Source organism: Mesorhizobium sp. M1A.F.Ca.ET.072.01.1.1, assembly GCF_004023325.1.
GTDB lineage: Bacteria > Pseudomonadota > Alphaproteobacteria > Rhizobiales > Rhizobiaceae > Mesorhizobium.
Window position 1 is genome coordinate 1 of the sequence record NZ_RZSF01000118.1, and the last position, 17,715, is coordinate 17,715.

Sequence of the window (17,715 nt, forward strand, 5' to 3'; positions counted from 1 at the left end):
GTAGTCCTTCTCGCCCGGGTTGATCTCCTCGCGCAGCACCTCCTTGCCGCCGCCGGAATTGTAGGCCTTGGCCATCTCGTCGGCGAGGCCCATGCCGGCCGTCGACTTGTCGTCGACGATCGCGACCTTCTTGCCGGCAAAACGCTCGAGCACGAATTTCGCGGCGATGATGCCCTGCTGGTCGTCGCGGCCGCAGGCCCGGAACGCGGCCCATAGGCCTCGCTCAGTCACCATCGGGTTGGTGGCCGTGGGCGTGACGAAGAGCACGCCGTTTTCTGCATAAATCTCCGAGGCCGGAATGGTGACACCGGAATTGTAGTGGCCGACGACATAGTGCACGCCGTCGGCGACGATGTCTCCGACCCCAAGCAGGGCGTGTCGGTCGCCAACAAGTTCGTCGCCGACCGAGACGCTGAGCTTCTGACCGAGCACGCCGCCATTGGCGTTTATGCGCTGGATCGCCGTCTCGACGCCGACGCGGTACTGCTCGCCATAGGCGGCGTTCGGCCCCGACATCGGGCCGGCGACGCCGAGCACGATATCCGCCCTGGCGACGACGGCGGCGGCGGCCATCAGGGCAGCAGTCATCAATCGCAGAATCATGCGCATGGTCATTCCCCTTTGTTGAAGAAGGCGGGCTTCTCGCCCGCGGCCCCTTTTTTTGACGAAGCGGGCTCCCTGCCCGCGGGTTCAGGCGCTCAGCCGACGAAATGAAGCTTCGTGAACCGGCGCCGGAATGCACTCACATCCGCCGCGACATCCTCCACGGCATCGTTGCCACGCAGTCCCCTGGCGATGAGGGCGGCAAGCTCGGGCATGTACTTTTCCGTCATGCCCCAGCGCACGATCTCCGGCGTGCCGAAGCGCAGGCCGTTCATGTCGCCATCGACCGCCGTGACCGGCAGGCCGATGCCGCAGGTGAGGATGTTCGCACGCCTCAGCCGCTTCGCTGCCGCCTGGCCGCCGCCGAACTCCGCCGCCTCGATGGCGAACTGGTGCGAGGCGGTGTGCCCCTTCGCGGTCGAGAACACCGGCAGGCCGCGCTCAGCCAGCGCGCTCGCCAGCGCCTTGGCGGTGCCGGCCATGGCGGCGGCATAGGCGCGGCCATGCGCCTTCCAGTCGAGCATGGTGATGGCCAGGGCGGCGGCCTTGGCGGCATCGAAATTGGCGGTCATGCCGGGAAAGGCGATGCGGTCGAGCTTTTCGGCGATCTCGGCGTCGTTGGTGACGATCAGCCCCGAAGGCGGCCCGCCGAGGCTCTTATAGGTGCTCATCGTCATCAGATGGGCGCCCTCCTCCAGCGGCTGCTGCCAGGCCTGTCCGGCGATCATGCCGCAAAGATGCGCGGCATCGAACAGCACCAGCGCACCGACCTCGTCGGCGATCGCCCTGATTTCCTGGATGGGATGCGGCAGCAGATTGAGGCTGCTGCCGATGGTGATCATCTTCGGCCTGATCGTAAGGGCAAGCGCGCGGAGCCTCTCGACATCGACCGTGTAGCCGCCGGCATCGACGGGCGCGGCATGGATCTCCAGCCCGTACAGACCGGCGCAGCCCGCCATATGATGCGTGACATGGCCGCCGATGGCGGGCGGCGGCGCGATGATGGTGTCGCCTGGCCGCGCCGCGACCATGAAAGCATAGAGGTTGGCGATGGCACCGGAAAGGACGCGGATTTCGGCGTATTTCGCGCCGAAGACTTGCGCCGCAAGTTCGGCGGCGATGACCTCGATACGCTCGACGCCCTCCAGCCCCATCTCGTATTTGTCGCCGGGATAGCCGAGCGACGGACGCGAGCCGAGCCCGGCGGCAAGTGCGGCCTCCGCCTTCGGGTTCATCACATTGGTCGCCGGATTGAGGTTGATGCAGTTGGCCTCGTGGATTTGCCGGTTGAGCGCGATGCCGCCCTCTATCGCGGCGAGCACGGCGTCGTTCCCCTGCCCGCTTGTGGCGGTCGCCAGCGCCTGGATAAAATCCTCGCAATGGGCGGGAACCCAGGTCATCGAAGCCTCCCTGTTGCCGGATGCGATGTCCGGCTCGTCAGGGCATGGTGGAGGCTTGGCCGGCCGGGCGCAAACGAGTAGTTCTAGCGGCTAGGCTTAGAAAATTTAGGGGTAGGAATTAGGGCAATGCGCCTGACTTAGGTGGTGCAATGCAGGAAGCGGATGGTCATTATAAGGAGAGTCTTTATAACGGTCGATCTGATCATGACCACCAAGGGGAGACGATGCGCTACATACGTCCGCAATCAATAGAAGAGGCCGCCGGCCTGTTGGCCAGCGCGGCCGGCCCGGCCGCGATCCTTGCCGGAGGCAGCGACCTTCTGGTGAGGATGAAGGGCGGCTTCATCGAGCCCGAGCTGATCGTCGACATCAAGGCGATAGCGGGCCTTAGCGAAATCAAGGAAACGGCAGACGGCTTCAGCATCGGCGCCGCGGTGCCCTGCGCGGTGCTCGGCGAGAACGCGGCGCTGAAGAAGGCCTGGCCCGGCGTCGTCGAGGCGGCCAAGCTGATCGGCTCGAAGCAGGTGCAGGGACGCTGCACAATCGTCGGCAATCTCTGCAACGCCTCGCCCGCCGCCGACAGCGTGCCGGCGCTGGTGGCTGCCGGCGCTAAGGCTGTTGTTGCCGGGCCGAACGGCAGGCGCACGATTCCCGTGGAAGCCGTGCCGACCGGACCGGGCCGTACCTCGCTGGCCAAGGGCGAGATCATCGAGGCGATCCTGCTCGACAAGCGCGCGCCAAATGCGGGCGACGCCTATCAGCGCTTCATTCCGCGCACCGAGATGGACATCGCCGTGGTCAGCGCCGGCGTGAACTTGTCGCTCGACGAGGCGGGCGCGATCAAGTCGGCCCGCGTGGCGCTGGGCGCCGCGGCGCCCACGGTGCTGCTGGTCGAGGAGGCGGCCGAGGTGCTCGTCGGCTCGAAGCTGGATGAGGCGACGCTGGAGCGGCTCGCCAAGATCTGCGCGGGCGCCTGCCGCCCGATCGACGACAAGCGCGGCACCATCGAATTCAGACGGAAAGTTGCGGGTGTGCTGGCGAAGCGTGTCGCCACCACCGCCTATGAGCGTGCAGGAGGCAAATGATGGCCGGTGTAGCGGTTTCAACGACAATCAACGGCGATCACGTCGAATATCTCTGCCAACCGGACGAGACGCTGCTCGACGTGCTGCGCGACCGGCTGGGACTGACCGGCGCCAAGGAAGGCTGCGGGACCGGCGACTGCGGCGCCTGTAGCGTCATCGTCGACAACCGGCTGGTCTGCTCCTGCCTGGTGCTCGGCGCCGAGGCCGAAGGCCGCCAGATCGAGACCATCGAAGGCATGGCGCATGGCGACCAGCTGCATCCGCTGCAGCAGAAATTCCTCGAGCACGCGGCCTTGCAATGCGGCATCTGCACGCCAGGTTTTTTGATTGCGGCCAAGGATCTGCTCGAGAAGAACCCCTCCCCGACCGAGGAGGAAATCCGTTTCGGGCTGGCTGGCAATCTCTGCCGCTGCACCGGCTATGACAAGATCGTGCGCGCCGTCCAGGACGCGGCAAACGTGATGAAGGGAGCCTGAGATGAATTTCGATCCGCGCTACTCGGGACGCAGCTTCTCATCTGTCGGCACGCGCCCGCTCCGCCCCGACGGCGTCGACAAGGTGACGGGACGCGCCCGCTACGGCGCCGACTTCAACATGGCCGGGCAGCTGGTCGGCCGCGTGCTTCGCAGCCCGCACGCCCACGCGATCATCAAGAAGATCGACACGTCGAAGGCGGAAAAGCTCGCCGGCGTGAAGGCGGTGATCACGGCGAAAGACCTGCCGGACCTGACCGATGGCGATGCCGGCATGTTCGACACCCTCGACAATTGCATGGCGCGCAAGAAGGCGCTCTACGACGGCCATGCCGTGGCCGCGGTGGCGGCGATCGATGCCCGCACCGCCAGGCAGGCGCTGAAGCTGATCGAGGTCGACTATGAGGTGCTGCCGCATGTGACCGACGTCGACGAGGCGATGCAGCACCACGCCCCGCTCATCAACGACGCCATCTTCACCGAGGGGCTGGAGGAAAAGCCGGTCAAGCCGTCTAACGTCTCCAAGCGCACGCAATACGGCCATGGCGACGTCCACCAGGGTTTTGCCCAGGCCGATTTCGTCGTCGAGCGCTCCTTCAAGACCGAGCAGACGCATCAGGGCTATATCGAGCCGCATGCCTGCGTGGCGAGCGTCAATCCCGACGGCACGGCCGATCTCTGGGTCTGCACGCAAGGCCATTTCGTCTACCGGCAGCATTGCGCCCAGCTGCTCGGCCTCGAAGTCTCGAAGCTGCGCGTCACCTCTTCCGAGATCGGCGGCGGCTTCGGCGGCAAGACCCATGTCTGGGCCGAGCCGGTGGCGCTGGCCCTGTCGCGCAAGGCCGGCCGCCCGGTGAAGCTGGTGATGACCCGGGACGAAGTGTTCCGCGCCTCGGGGCCAACCAGCGCCACCTCGATCGACGTCAAGATCGGCGCGAAGAAGGACGGCACCATCACCGCCGCCGAAGCGACGCTGCGCTACACTTGCGGCCCCTATGCCGGCATGTGGGCGGAGATCGGCGCCATGACGGCGTTCGCCTGCTACAAGCTGGAGAACGTCAAGACCGTCGGCTACGAAGTGCTGGTCAACCGGCCGAAGACCGCGGCCTATCGCGCGCCCTCGGCGCCGATGGCGGCGTTCGCGGTCGAAAGCGCGGTCGACGAGCTCGCCAAGGAGATCGGCATCGATCCGGTCGAGTTCCGCATCAGAAACGCGGCGCAGGAAGGCACCCGCGCCTCCTACGGCCCGGTCTACGGCCCGATCGGCATCGGCCCGACGCTCGAGGCGGTGAAGGAGCATCCGCATATGCGCGCGCCGCTGGCTCAGAACCAGGGCCGCGGCATGGCCTGCGGCTTCTGGTTCAACTTCGGCGGCCAGACCTGCACCGACTTGAACATCGGCATGGACGGCACGGTGTCGCTCGCCGTCGGCACGGTGGATGTGGGCGGTTCGCGCGCGTCGCTGTCTCTGGTGGCGGCGGAAGAGCTCGGCATCGACTACAGCCAGGTCAAGGCGATCGTCGCCGACACTTCCAGCCTCGGTTACAACGACATGACCGACGGCAGCCGCGGCACCTTCTCCTCCTCGATGGCGACCATCTCGGCCGCCCGCAACGCCATCAAGGTGCTGCGCGAGCGCGCCGCGCAGATGTGGGACATCTCGGTCGACGACGTTGCCTGGGAAAAGGGCCACGCGGTCGCCAAGGGCGAGAAGCACGGCAATCTCGGCAAGCTGTCGCTGAAGGAGATCGCCGCGCAGTCCGGCAAGACCGGCGGGCCGATCGCCGGCCATAGCGAGCTCGTCGCCGACGGCGCCGGCGTCTCTTTCGCCACCCATATCTGCGACGTCGAGGTCGATCCCGAGACCGGCTCGGCCAGGGTGATCCGCTACACGGTGGTGCAGGATGCCGGCAAGGCGGTGCACCCGACCTATGTCGAGGGCCAGTACCAAGGCGGTGCCGCGCAAGGCATCGGCTGGGCGCTCAACGAGGAGTATATCTACGGCAAGGACGGGCGCCTGCAGAACCCAGGCTTCCTCGACTACCGCATCCCGGTCTGCTCCGACCTGCCGATGATCGACACGCAGATCCTGGAAATCCCCAACCCCAACCACCCCTACGGGGTGCGCGGCGTCGGCGAGACCTCGATCGTGCCGCCGCTGGCGGCGATCGCCAATGCGGTGTCGAACGCGGTGGGCGTGCGCATGAGCCACATCCCGATGTCGCCGCCGCGGATTCTTGCAGCACTCGAGGCCGAACGGGAAGGCTAGCATGCTGAAAAGCGCGAAGCGGTTTTCAGCTCACGTCAGGGTCCAATGAGGATCAGGCGATAATGGTCCAAGTCACGCTCTGGGGCTCGCTCAGCGCCGCCGCCGGAGGCAAGGACAAGCTCGACATCGAGGCCAAGGACATCAGGGAGCTGTTCCGCAAGCTTGCGGAACAGCATCCCGCGTTCGAACCCCTGCTCGATCGCGGCATCGCGGTCGCGATCGACGGGACGATCTATCGCGACACGTGGTCGAAGGAACTGCCGCCGGGGGCGGAGATTTTCCTTCTGCCGCGGCTGGCGGGTGGATAGGCGGAGCGGCGACCGCCCTCGCCTGTTCGCCGGATTCGCGCTGAGCCTCACCCCTTTTTGACAGAGCCGGCAGTGACCTCATCCTTGTGCGCGGCAAAGGCTTCCAGGACCTCGGTCTTTTCGGCCTTCGGAACCTTGAAGCGATCGAGCGTCCGCCCCAGTTCCGCTGCGACCTCGTCGAATTCGGCGGGAGAAATCTTCAGGTCCTTGTGGGCCTCCTCGAGGCCGAGCGGCGTCGCGCCCGGCTCGGTGGCCACGAACTTGAAGGGGCCGCCGGAAACATCGCACACCCACAGCGTACGCATGAACTTGAGGCCCGGCAGCCGTTCGAGGTTCTTGGTGTGCCATTTGCGCAGTTGCGGGTTCTTGGACTTCTTGCCGACGATGGGGTTTTTCACGACGGCGTCGCTGAAGTGATCGACCACGGCTGCGATGGCGAACACGCCCCCCAGCCGATCGTATAGACTCTTGTCCGGCGCGGTCTGCTTGGTCTGCGCCAGCGCATCGCCGGCGGGCAACATGGCGGTCGACGCGGCCGCCGCCGCCAGCACGGCGACGACGCTTCGTCTCGAAAGAGAGGTCGAAACAGCCGTTTTCATCTCCGGTACCTCCGTTGGGCCAGAGCCGGCCGCTCTGGCGGCTTCAATGCGTGATTGCGGGACATATGCACTTTGCCTCAAACGGCATCGTATGAGGAACTAACGAAACTGCGCCCGAAATATTCCTCCGGCGGACCGGCAGCCTGGGGTCTATTCACGATGGCTAAAATTTTGCGTGACGGAGACGGATACATAAACGGCGTCGCGCGTTAATGCGCCTATGGCTGACGGGCTCTTCCGTGAATCGTGGCCTCGCGGAAACGGCGAGATGGCGCGATTCATTCGCGAATATCCCTGGTCGGAAAGCCCGCTCGGGCCGATCGAGACATGGACGCTCAGCCTGAGGACGACGGTTGACCTGATGCTCGCCGCCGAAGCCCAGATCGTGCTTTTCTGCGGGCCGGAGTTTGTCGCGCTCTACAATGACGCCTACGCGCCGACCATTGGCGACAAGCATCCGCGCGCGCTCGGCCGTCCCGCCGAGGAAAACTGGTCCGAGCTCTGGACCGACCTCGAGCCGCTGCTGCGCGGAGTTCTCGAAACCGGCGAAACCTTCTCGGCCAGGGACCGGCCTTTCTACATCGAACGATCCGGCCTGGTCGGCGAGACGGTGTATTTCGACATCTCCTATTCCGCGGTGCGGGCGCAGGACGGCACGGTCGAAGCCGTGCTCTGCATCGTTTCGGAGACCACGGCCCGGGTGCTGGCGGCAGCAAAGGTGCGCGAAAGCGAGCAGCGGTTTCGCGCGCTGGTCAATGCCAGCTCCGACGTGGTTTACCGGATGAGCCCGGACTGGCAGGAAATGCATGAGCTGGACGGCCGCGGCTTCCTGTCGAGCGCCCAGGGGCCGGCGATCCGCTGGCGCGACGAATACCTGTTCCCGGAAGACCAGGCGAGCATCCAGGCGGCGATCGAGCGCGCCATCATGGAGCGCGGCGTGTTCGAGCTCGAGCACAGGGTGCGGCGCGCCGACGGGTCCGCCGGCTGGACCATCTCACGGGCAATCCCGATCGTCGATGACACCGGCAGCATCCTGGAATGGTTCGGCATGGCCGCCGACATCACCGAGAAACGGGCGAGCGAACAGCAGATCCAACTCTTGATGCGCGAGGTGAACCACCGCGTCAAAAACCAGTACGCGGTGATCCTTTCCATGATCCGCGAGACGAGCAAGCGCGCGACCGACCCGCGCGCGTTCGAACACCAGATCCGCGAACGCATCATGGCGCTGTCGCGCTCGCACGACCTTTTGGTGCTGAACGACTGGCGCGGCGCGGGCATGGCCGACCTTGTGCGCGAACATCTGCGGCCGTTCGGACACGAAGAGCGCATCTCGCCTTGCGGGCCGGACGTGACGTTGCGGCTGAACGCGGTGCAGAACATCGGCATGGCGCTGCATGAGCTGGGCACCAACGCGACGAAATACGGCGCCCTGGCCGGCGACGCCGGAACCGTGCGGATGGACTGGCGGGTAGCCCCGGCCCCCGAAGGCAGCGACTTCGAGCTGGTCTGGGAGGAACATTTTTCCGAACCTGCCGCGGCCGCGGATGCCAAGCCGCACAAAGGCTTCGGCAGCGTCGTTCTCCAACGCGTCGTCCCCACCAGCCTCTCCGGCAGCGCCTCCATGGAACGGCTGCCCGGCCTCGTTCGCTGGACGCTCTCGGCGCCGCTCGCCAACGTGGTTGTCGCCCGCGGGGCGGAGCTGGACGGCGATGAGCAGATCGGCGGGCTGACGTGAGGCCGGTTTCATCCTGGGAGACCGAACAGGGCGGCTCGCCGCCACGTCGGAGGCTCGCTGGCGCCGCCGAGCCCTCGCCGTAGCGCCGTACGCCGAATGGCTTGCGCTGCTCCCATTTTTGCTTTCCCCTTCCCCACTTTTTTAGAACAGAAAAGCGCCAGCTTTTCTGTTCTGGACTCTGGATATTTGGACTCTGGATTCTGGCTTATGGATTATGGGGCTTATCCCAGGCCTTAACCCCTGGCTTATCCAAGCGCAGAATTCCATCAAACTTCCAAAGGCTTGGGCTACGGGTCCTCAGCATGCCTTTGAAGCGCGTGCGCACGGGCCGGCGATCTCCTGTTGCTGTCTGGCCAACAGTGAACAAAATGGGAACAAAAATGTCAAGCCGGGCACCGCTGACAGAGCTGGCGATCGTCGCCTTTGCCGTCATCGGCTTCCTGTTGCCGAGGCGCTTTAAGGAGGCAGGCTGGCAGCCGCCGGGATCTGATGGCAGAGAGATGCGGCTGGCCTGCTGCAGCCAGCCGCGGCCGGCGGCTTATGAATTCTTTGCTGCGGATCCGATCTCCACATCGTCCAGCCCCTTGGCCTTGTAGACGACGTAGGAGATCGCCCAGGCGGCGATGAAGATGCCGATAATGGCGAAGCCCAGATTGTTGAAATTGTCGTTGAGCGTGCCGACGCCGTTCCAGAAGCCGCCCGACAGACCGAGCTTGTCACCGATCAGGCCGAGCGCCTCGATGCCGCCGATCAGCACTGCGACAAGGACCGACACCAGGGTGATCGTCATGTTGTAGTACAGTTTGCGGATCGGCTTGACGAAGGCCCACTCATAGGCGCCGAGCATCATCACACCATCGGTCGTGTCGACCAGTGACATGCCGGCCGCGAAAAGCACCGGGAAGACCAGAATGGCTTCGAACGGCACGCCCTTGGCCGCTTGTGCCGCGGACACGCCGAACATGGCGACTTCGGTCGCGGTGTCGAAACCAAGGCCGAAGAGGAAACCAAGTGGGAACATGTGCCAGCTGCGCGACACCAGCCGGAACATCGGGCGGAAGACGCGGGCCAGGAAGCCGCGATTGTTGAGCAGCAGGTCCAGATCCTCCTCGACAAACGCCCCACCGGCCCGCACCCGCCGATAGCTTCTGTAGATCGAGAAGAAGATGACGATGTTCATCGCCGCGATGGCGAGCAGGAAGAGTGCGGAAACGCCGGTACTGATCGTGCCGCCAATCTCCTGAAGGCTTTGGAAACGGCCGAGCAGGGACGTTGCCGCCGCGATAGCCGCAGCGACGATGACGACGATCGTCGAATGGCCGAGTGCGAAAAAGAAACCGACGGAGACCGGCCGTTTGCCGTTCTGCATCAGCTTGCGCGTGACATTGTCGATGGCCGCTATGTGGTCGGCATCGACGGCATGGCGCAAGCCGAGGCCATAAATGACGAGAGCGACGCCAAGCAATGTCGGCTTGTCGTGGAAGGCGACGAAAGCCCACAGCCACGCCCCGACGTTGAGAATGGCGAGCGCGCCGTAGATCGTTATCAGTCTGGCCTTCAGGTCGGGCGCGCTTTTGTTCAGCATTTTCGATAGTTGGATCAGCATGGTTCTGCCTTTGACGTTGCCTGTCATCGCAGGGAACTCGCCCCGCCGTCCGGCCAGGCGCGCACACCGGATCACCCCGTCCGATGTTCTGCTTTGACGTCCATGATGGCAGGTCTCCTGGCTCGCGGATTCCCGCCGCTTTCGCCTTCCCGGCCCATGCAGCCAGTGGCATCGTGAAAACGGCACGCCGCTTACAGTTGCGGGGGCAGCCACGGCTTTGGATTTCTCCGCACCGCGTTCCCTTTTGATCCCCGAAGGGAACCATCAGCGCGAATTCGCCACACCGCGGTTGGCCAGTCAATCGACAACTCCGACGGCCAGAGGCCCCTCACGCCATCGTGACGAGAGGGCTACGCCCCCCTTACACCCCCAGCGTCGGCTCGGTATTCACCTCCAGCGCATCCTCCGCCTCGTCCTCCTCGCCAAGCACCTCGCCCTTCACCGGCAGTGCGCGTCCGATCCAGATCGGGTCGATAAGGTGGTCGCGCTTGGGGTTGGTGGTGTTGGGATGGATGAGGATGCTTAGGCCGCCATGGTTCAGCATCAGCCAGGGAACCAGCGTGGCAAAGATCTCGGTGGCGAAGGAGACCTGGTACATGGCTTGCTTGTGCGGGCCGACCGGCTCGTCGCGCCAATTGCCCAGGCGCACGCGGAACCGTTCTGCGATGCGCTGGCGCAGCCATTCGGCATGCTGCCGCTCGGCCTGCCCGCCGTAGTAGATATGGGCGTGATAGCTCGCGATCTCGGCGATCGGCCTGACTTCGTTCATCGCGATGCTCCCCTTCGACGATTTTTTTGCGCCCGGCGGAACTCTAGCCGAAGCGCGGGCGCCTTGTCTGCAGCCGGCCGCGGTCTGCGCCTGCGGTCGGCAGGGTTATCGGATATGGCGCTCCCCCGCTCCGTCTCGGCTGCGCCGAGCCACCTCTCCCATCCACCTTGTGGGGGCGAGGAATTGCCAAACCGCCGAGGTTGCAACCGGCAGGAAGGATGGCAACGGCCGTTCTGCCTTGGCCTAAATCACCGCGGTGACCGCGCCCTTCGCATTTAGACGACAGCCGACTTTCGCCTGCCTCACTTCGATGCCGCCTCGCCTGTCATAGTCTATGCGCACCTCGATCGGCGCGTTGAGCCCGCTTCGGCGTTGACGCAAGGGGCCGGCGCTGACCGTGTAAACACGCACGGCGCCGAGGGGCTTGGCGGCCGCCGCGATCGCGGCGCGACAGGCGCGCACTACGGCGGCCGGCGTGCCCGGTATCGTCTTCGGAGGTGACAGCGGCGGGATGCGATAGCCTTTGGTGACCCGCCGGAGGTCGCCGCCGGCGGATCTGGAGGGCCTCAGCACTGGAGGCAGCACAATGGTCTGCGCCGCGCTTTTGGCCAAAGCAGGGGCTGTCGGCACCGCGGCCGGGTTCTGCGCAGAGGCAGCCGATCCGCTGACGGCGGAAGGATCGTCGCCCGCGGCGGCGGCGCCGACGCTTGTCGACACTCCTGTGCTGGTGCTGCCCAGATTGCCGCCGGCATTGACGCCGAGCGATCCGCCGCCGGTCGATGCGCCGACGTTTGCGCCGCCGACACCGTCGGCACTGGCGCCCACGCCCGCCGACACGCCTTGCGAACCGGCGCCCAATCCGGCGCCCACGCCGATGCCGCCGACCTTGCCGCCGACGCCGACGTCAAGCGCCGAGGCAGGCCCGATCGGGATGGCGATCGCCAGCGCGGCTGCTAGGTATTTTTTCATGGCCAGACCTTTGTTCCAAGGCCAACCTTGTGTGGCTCCTCATCGAGCGTCCGCTCGACAGCGGTCTGCGAAGCCTTCGTCGCGCGAATGCGTGCCGAGCGATGGCGACTTCTCGCCCTGCCGGCATCGGCCTCGGCGGTGACCGGCGCGGCTGGAGGCCGCTCGAAAGACGAATGATAGAAAAGCGGTCTCGGCAACGCCAAGCACTGAAAAAGGCTTAGGAATTCTCCTTTCAACTTAGCTGTCGACAGCAGGGCAAGTTTGAGCTCGCCTACGCGCTGCTAACGGGTAACTTTCAAATTAGTTTCAACTAAAATTCAACAGAACAAGGACACCACCGTGCCAGCGCCGGTTGCTTGATGCCGACGCCGGGCTCTCGTCGAAATGGCCGTCTCGGCTTCGCCGGGCCAAGTCTCCCCCACTTCCTGGCGTGCGCGGGCCTGGAGGCTTGAGAGTCGCCCCAGGGCGGCAAGGCGCCCGCGCTACCGGCCCGAAGCCGCAACGCTCGTCGCGCTGGCCGACAAGGACGCGGTGCTGGTCGGCCAGGCCGACCTGTTGCGATCGATGGTCGAGGGTGCGGCCGGCGATGCGATCCTGGCCAACAAGCGCGAGATCGAGACCGGCATCGCCGCCATCAGCGCCACATTGCGCGACAGGCAATCGTTCCTGCTGTGAGGGCCGGCTAGGCCTTGCCCCTGGAGCGCCTCACGCCTTTTGACTGGTGAGGCGCTCGAGCGCATCGACGATCAGGTCGCAGAATTTCGCATGGTCGAGCTTCATCGCCACGGTGTTGCGGAAATCGACCTGCTCGCTCGCCGTGCCGCCGAAATGGCGCATGCCGCCCAGCTTCTCGAAATTGCAGACCGTCATGCCCTTGGTCCAGCGTCCGGCAAGCTCGACGCGGATATCGGCCTTCTCGGTGGTGAAGACGCCTGCATCGATCATCGCCGCCACGCAGCAGGCGTCATGGACGGCGGGATAGGCTATCTGCAGCAGGCCGCCATGCGTGGTCGCGATGAATTCCCAGATGTCGAGGATGAATTTGGCGATCGGGCCGCCGACGGCGCGCACCCTGTCCTGCAGGTCTGGGGTGGCCAAGGCCTGGTGCGTGAGGTCAAGCCCCACCATGGTGACGTCCCAAGCGGCGCGGAACACCACGTCTGCGGCCTCCGGGTCGGCATAGACGTTGAACTCGGCCGCCGGCGTGATGTTGCCGCGCGTGAAACTTCCGCCCATCGCGACGACCCGCTTCACCCGCTCGACGATGCGCGGCTCCTTGCGCACGGCCAGAGCGATGTTGGTGTAGGGCCCGACCGGCACCAGCGTGACGGTTTTCGGCTCATGCGCCATGACCGTTTCGATGATGAAGTCGACGGCATGGCGCTTGTCGAGCTCGAACGAGGCGGGCGGCAGCTCCGGGCCATCGAGCCCGGTCTCGCCGTGGATCTCGACGGCCAGCACCTGGTCGATGATCAGCGGGCCGGGCGAGCCTTTCGCCACCGGCACCTTTATGCCGTAGGCCGTGCATACGGAGAGCGCATTGCGCGTGGTGTTCTCGACATTGTGGTTGCCCGAAACCGTGGTGATGCCGAGAAGGTCGATGTTCGGGTTGCCGGCCGCAAGCAGGATGGCGATGGCATCGTCGTGCCCCGGATCGCAGTCGAGGATGATCTTTTCCATGAGGGTCGCCTCTCCCTGGCCTGCGGCGATTACAGACCGGGGCCTCTGGTGACGTCAAGGTTGCCATCCGGCCGAAGCGCGATCACCACAACGGACGCTCTTGCCGCCCTGCCCTTGATGCCGCCCTCAGCGCGCCTGCCCTCCTCTCGCCCCGCTCCCCCACAGCGCCCGCGCGAACACGTTGCGCTTGCCCTTGCGCGGCGCCAGCTCCACATCGCTGACCAGCTTCGCGCCGCCTTCGCGCCGCTCCAGCGTGATCTTGCGGCTGTGGAAGGCTTCCAGCTCGGCGCGGTGGGCGACGCTGATGACGGTGACCTTCGGCAATGCCTGGATCACCGTCTGCATCATCTTGTCCTGGCTCTTCTCGTCGAGCGCCGAGGTCGCCTCGTCCAGCACGACGATGTCTGGCTCGTGCAGCAGCAGGCGCGCGAAGGCGAGGCGCTGCTTTTCGCCGCCGGAGAGCGTCTGGTCCCACGGCGCCTCTTCCTCGATCCTGTCCCGCAGGTAGCCGAGGCCGACCTTGTCGAGGGCGGCGTCGATCTCGTCCACCGTCCAGTTGTCGGCGGCGGCCGGATAGGCGACCGCGCGCCGCAGCGTGCCGGTCGGGATGTAGGGGCGTTGCGGCAACATGAACAGCCGCTTGCCGGCATGGAAATTGACGCTGCCGCCGCCCCAGGGCCACAGGCCCGCGACGGCCCGCACCAGCGTCGACTTGCCGGTGCCGGATTCGCCGGCGACCAGCACCCGCTCGCCCGGGTTGATCTCGACTTTCGTCTCCTTGACCACGCCGGTGCCGTCGTTGAGGGTGACGGAGAGATCGTCCAGGCTGAGCATGGCGCCGTTTTGCGTCTCGCCGCGCCGGATGCGCCCAAAGGACTCGCTCTCTTCGGCGCGCTCCAGCCCGTCGAGCGACATCATCAGCGAAGCGACGCGGCGCGCCGAGGCGTTCCAATCGGCCAGGCGCGGATAATTGTCGACCAGCCAGCCGAACGCGCCTTGCACGATGGCAAAGGCGGAGGCCGCCTGCATGACCTGGCCGAGCGACATCGAGCCTTCGAGGAATTTCGGCGCGCAGAGCAGCACCGGCACCACCGGCGCGAACAGCATCGACCCTTGCGAGACAATCGCGGTGCGCATGTGCTGTCCGGTCAGCAGCGCCCATTGCCTCAGCACATGGCCGAAATTCCTGTCGATGCCGCTGCGCTCCTCCGCCTCGCCGCCGAGCAGCGCGATGCTTTCGCCGTTTTCGCGCACGCGCGTCAGCGTATAGCGGAATTCGGCTTCCGCCTGGTTCTTCCGCTCCGAAAGCTGCACGAAATGGCGGCCGATGACCACCATCGAGGTCGAGGTGATGGCGGCATAGATGACCGCGGTGACGACGAGGAAGCCGGGGATGGTGATGCTCTCGCGGCCGAGCGGCAAGGTGAGCGCGCCGCCGATGGTCCACAGCACGACGATAAAGGTCGAGGCCGCCAGAAAGGCGTTGAGGACGCCGGAGATGAAATCGACGGGGGACTCGGTGGCGATTCGCAGATCTTCGGTGAGACGGGCTTCGGGGTTCGAGTGGTCGCCGGCGACGAGGTTGAGCTGATAGTAGCGGCCGCTGGCCAGCCAGCGCGCGATGACAGATGTGGTGAGCCAGGAGCGCCAGCGGCGCTGGATCGTCATACGCAGGTAGACCTGAACGACGACGAGGCTGGCGCTTCCGGCAACCAGCGGCACGAAGACGGCGCTCAGCATATAGACGGTGTGGACATTGCGCTGCTCGATGGCGTCGAAGAAGGCGCGGTTCCAGACATTGATGCCATACTGGAAGCCGACATTGACGCAGATCAGCACCAGCAGCCCAATCGTAAACGGCCATGCAAGCTTGTCGCCATTCCGGCCCCAGTAGCCGCGCCCGCTGATCCAGAACCGCCTAAAAAGGTACTTCCTACGCGCCTGCTCGGCCTCCTCGGGCGTCAGCTTCGGACCGGGCTCGACGGATTCCGGCGGCGGCGGCGCCGGTTCGCCGACGGCCTCTGGCGTGGCTTCGGCCGGCTCCTCGTGCTCGGGCGATTGCTTCGGTTGCGACTTCTCTTCGCGGGGTCTTTCCGGATGCAAGCTTTCCGGCGGCGACTTTTCCGGCCGCGTCTTGCCCGGGGATGCTTTCGCTGCGCCCGTCTTTGCGGGGCGCGACTTCCCGGCACCGCGCGGCTGGGCGCCGTCGGCCGATCTTGGCTTGAGCTTTGCTTCAGACATCAGCCGACAACGGCTCAAAAATCAGAAGGTTTCACGATCTCGGCGAGAGATGTTGCCTGCCCGCTCGGGCCTCGACCTCACCTCACCCGGCAAAACCCCGCCGCGCGGCGGCCATGCCTTCCCACATCAGCTTGATCCCGAGCGCGCCGACCACGGCGCCGGCGGCGCGGTCGATCCAGTGCTTGGTGCCGAGATAGGCCGCGCGCGGCCGGCTGGAGGAAAAGGCGAAGGCGACGACCGCGTACCAGACGAATTCGTTGAGGAAGAGCAGCGGCGGCAGGACCAAGAGCATCCAGAGCGGCGGCGAGGCCGGCAGCATGGCCGCGAACATCGAGGCGTAGAAGATCGCCGTCTTCGGATTGGCGAGCTGGACCAGCAGCGCGCGACGCAGCGCCCGCCAGAACGAGCCGGCGCGCGCCGAGGCATCGTTCGCGATCTCGATCGGCTGATTGGCGCCGCGCCAGATCTTGATGCCGATCCACAACAGATAGGCGCCGCCGGCAATGCGCAGGAAAATGTCCAGCCAAGCGATCTGGACGAGCAGCGCGGTCAGGCCCGCGACCGCGATGATGGCGAAGATGAAGCCGCCGATGCCCATGCCGATCGCCGCCGCCAGGCCATCCGTACGCTCGCCGGCCACCGCGATGCGCGAGACGACGACGAAGCTCGGCCCCGGGCTCATCGCCCCCAGCAGGAAAACGCCAAGGATGGAAAGGATGGTTGCAATCTCGGACAAGACTTCCTCCGCAGGTCGGCTGCAATTCCCTGCGCACTACAATGCACGCGCCGCACGCCGTGTCACCATCCCGGCGGGCGATCGGCGAGCGCGAGCATGCCGAGACGGCGTCTGGTCAGGCAGGAGCCGCGCCCTATGTCTTCCGCGGCCCGTCCAGCCATCGGGCGAAACACCGCCTTTTGCGGAACAAGCGGCAGTTGCTTGGGTTGGCAGCCGTGTTCTGCAGTCGTACGGTATATGGCGGAAGTGCCTCTGCACACGGGGAGACTTCAGATGAAAGCTGCCGCAGAACGCGACCCTCGCAGGCGCGAGCTTTTGAAGGATCACGGCCCAGCCGGACTGGCCGCGAAGTCTGTTTCCGGCCGCGCCGCGGCCCAGCGGTGCCGACGACGCGCCGCCCACAGTCAAGACGTCCCGCCGATCCGTTCGCGCCAAGCATGATCCGTTCCAGTGCTTTCCTTCCCTAGACCGAGGCGAGGCCGCTCGCCGCTCTGGATAGGCTTGATCGCAACGCTCTCGGGCTGCGCGGGCGGGGTGCTCGACCCGCAGGGCCCGATCGGGGCGGGCAACCGCACGATCCTGCTCAACTCGCTGGCGGTCATGCTGGTCATCGTCATTCCGACGCTGGTGGCACTGCTTTTGTTTGCCTGGATGTTCCGTGCCTCCAACCGCAACGCCCGCTACGAGCCGGAATTCACCTATTCGGGGCGTATCGAGCTGATCGTCTGGTCGATCCCGACGCTCACCATCCTCTTCCTCGGCGGTCTGATCTATTACGGATCCTACCATCTCGACCCGCGCCGGCCGATCGCCTCCAGCCAGCCGCCGCTCGACATCCAGGTGGTGGCGCTCGACTGGAAATGGCTGTTCCTCTACCCCGACCAGGGCGTCGGAACGGTCAACCAGCTGGTCATCCCTGCCGGCGTTCCCGTACGTTTCAAGCTGACCTCGGCCAGCGTGATGAACACCTTCTTCGTGCCGCAGCTCGGCAGCATGATCTATGTCATGAACGGCATGCAGACCGAGCTCAACCTGCAGGCCGACCGCGAGGGCGACTATCTCGGCCTGTCGGCGCATTTCAGCGGCGATGGCTTTTCCGACATGAATTTCCGCGTGCGCGCCGTCCCGCCCGACGAGTTTGCGCGCTGGGCCTCTTCGCTGCATGGCGCCGGCGGCGTGCTCAACGCGCGCGCCTATGGCGAGCTTGCCCGGCAGAGCATCAACGTGCCGCCGGCCTCG

At 65.6% G+C, this 17,715-nt stretch carries 16 protein-coding genes and 1 riboswitch; of the genes, 7 read left to right on the forward strand and 9 right to left on the reverse strand.

Going from position 1 to position 17,715, the window contains the following annotated elements; all coding sequences use genetic code 11:
- Positions 1-609 (reverse strand): branched-chain amino acid ABC transporter substrate-binding protein (locus EOA32_RS17640; protein WP_245499310.1); only part of this gene is annotated, 609 nt, incomplete at its 3' end.
- A gap of 89 nt (positions 610-698) precedes the next feature.
- The gene (locus tag EOA32_RS17645; RefSeq protein ID WP_128372424.1) at positions 699-2,003 is read right to left on the reverse strand and encodes an aminotransferase class I/II-fold pyridoxal phosphate-dependent enzyme; all 1,305 of its coding nucleotides are present in this window, start codon (positions 2,001-2,003) and stop codon (positions 699-701) included.
- A gap of 224 nt (positions 2,004-2,227) precedes the next feature.
- Between EOA32_RS17645 and EOA32_RS17650 the strand changes: the two genes are divergently transcribed.
- The 4 genes from EOA32_RS17650 (at position 2,228) to EOA32_RS17665 (ending at position 6,138) form a co-directional block, all read left to right on the forward strand.
- Positions 2,228-3,088, forward strand: coding sequence for a xanthine dehydrogenase family protein subunit M (locus tag EOA32_RS17650; RefSeq protein ID WP_128372425.1), 861 nt, complete (start codon positions 2,228-2,230; stop codon positions 3,086-3,088).
- A complete protein-coding gene (locus EOA32_RS17655) occupies positions 3,088-3,564 on the forward strand; it encodes a (2Fe-2S)-binding protein (RefSeq protein ID WP_066997187.1) in 477 nt (158 codons plus the stop codon). The genes EOA32_RS17650 and EOA32_RS17655 overlap by 1 nt, the downstream gene beginning before the upstream one ends.
- Before the next feature lies 1 nt (position 3,565).
- The gene (locus tag EOA32_RS17660; protein WP_128372426.1) at positions 3,566-5,830 is read left to right on the forward strand and encodes a xanthine dehydrogenase family protein molybdopterin-binding subunit; all 2,265 of its coding nucleotides are present in this window, start codon (positions 3,566-3,568) and stop codon (positions 5,828-5,830) included.
- A 62-nt stretch (positions 5,831-5,892) separates the two neighbouring features.
- The gene (locus EOA32_RS17665) at positions 5,893-6,138 is read left to right on the forward strand and encodes a MoaD/ThiS family protein (RefSeq protein ID WP_066997117.1); all 246 of its coding nucleotides are present in this window, start codon (positions 5,893-5,895) and stop codon (positions 6,136-6,138) included.
- Positions 6,139-6,185: 47 nt separating this feature from the next.
- On the opposite strand, the gene EOA32_RS17670 is transcribed toward EOA32_RS17665, so the two are convergent.
- Positions 6,186-6,689: a group 1 truncated hemoglobin gene (locus EOA32_RS17670; protein ID WP_245307528.1), complete on the reverse strand. Its 504-nt coding sequence runs from the start codon at positions 6,687-6,689 to the stop codon at positions 6,186-6,188.
- 316 nt (positions 6,690-7,005) lie between these two features.
- Between EOA32_RS17670 and EOA32_RS17675 the strand changes: the two genes are divergently transcribed.
- Positions 7,006-8,475, forward strand: coding sequence for an HWE histidine kinase domain-containing protein (locus EOA32_RS17675; RefSeq protein ID WP_189407200.1), 1,470 nt, complete (start codon positions 7,006-7,008; stop codon positions 8,473-8,475).
- A gap of 538 nt (positions 8,476-9,013) precedes the next feature.
- Here the strand turns inward: EOA32_RS17675 and EOA32_RS17680 are convergent.
- The 3 genes from EOA32_RS17680 to EOA32_RS17690 form a co-directional block, all read right to left on the reverse strand.
- Positions 9,014-10,081, reverse strand: coding sequence for a HoxN/HupN/NixA family nickel/cobalt transporter (locus EOA32_RS17680; protein WP_128372428.1), 1,068 nt, complete (start codon positions 10,079-10,081; stop codon positions 9,014-9,016).
- An 89-nt stretch (positions 10,082-10,170) separates the two neighbouring features.
- A riboswitch (cobalamin riboswitch) is annotated at positions 10,171-10,362 on the reverse strand.
- 80 nt (positions 10,363-10,442) lie between these two features.
- Positions 10,443-10,850: a DOPA 4,5-dioxygenase family protein gene (locus EOA32_RS17685; RefSeq protein WP_128372429.1), complete on the reverse strand. Its 408-nt coding sequence runs from the start codon at positions 10,848-10,850 to the stop codon at positions 10,443-10,445.
- A 243-nt stretch (positions 10,851-11,093) separates the two neighbouring features.
- Entirely contained in the window at positions 11,094-11,819 is a 726-nt protein-coding gene (locus EOA32_RS17690; RefSeq protein WP_128372430.1) for a hypothetical protein, read from the reverse strand.
- Positions 11,820-12,203: 384 nt separating this feature from the next.
- Between EOA32_RS17690 and EOA32_RS17695 the strand changes: the two genes are divergently transcribed.
- A complete protein-coding gene (locus EOA32_RS17695) occupies positions 12,204-12,494 on the forward strand; it encodes a hypothetical protein (protein WP_128372431.1) in 291 nt (96 codons plus the stop codon).
- 30 nt (positions 12,495-12,524) lie between these two features.
- On the opposite strand, the gene EOA32_RS17700 is transcribed toward EOA32_RS17695, so the two are convergent.
- From EOA32_RS17700 to EOA32_RS17710, 3 genes are all read right to left on the reverse strand, one after another.
- On the reverse strand, positions 12,525-13,499 hold the full coding sequence (locus tag EOA32_RS17700; protein ID WP_128372432.1) for a nucleoside hydrolase: 975 nt from the start codon (positions 13,497-13,499) through the stop codon (positions 12,525-12,527).
- A gap of 126 nt (positions 13,500-13,625) precedes the next feature.
- Positions 13,626-15,740, reverse strand: coding sequence for an ABC transporter ATP-binding protein/permease (locus EOA32_RS17705; protein ID WP_128372433.1), 2,115 nt, complete (start codon positions 15,738-15,740; stop codon positions 13,626-13,628).
- A gap of 82 nt (positions 15,741-15,822) precedes the next feature.
- Entirely contained in the window at positions 15,823-16,422 is a 600-nt protein-coding gene (locus tag EOA32_RS17710) for a LysE family transporter (RefSeq protein WP_189407202.1), read from the reverse strand.
- 555 nt (positions 16,423-16,977) lie between these two features.
- On the opposite strand from EOA32_RS17710, the gene cyoA reads away from it, so the two are divergent.
- Positions 16,978-17,715: ubiquinol oxidase subunit II (cyoA, locus tag EOA32_RS17715; RefSeq protein ID WP_245499311.1), on the forward strand; the 738-nt coding region annotated here is incomplete at its 3' end.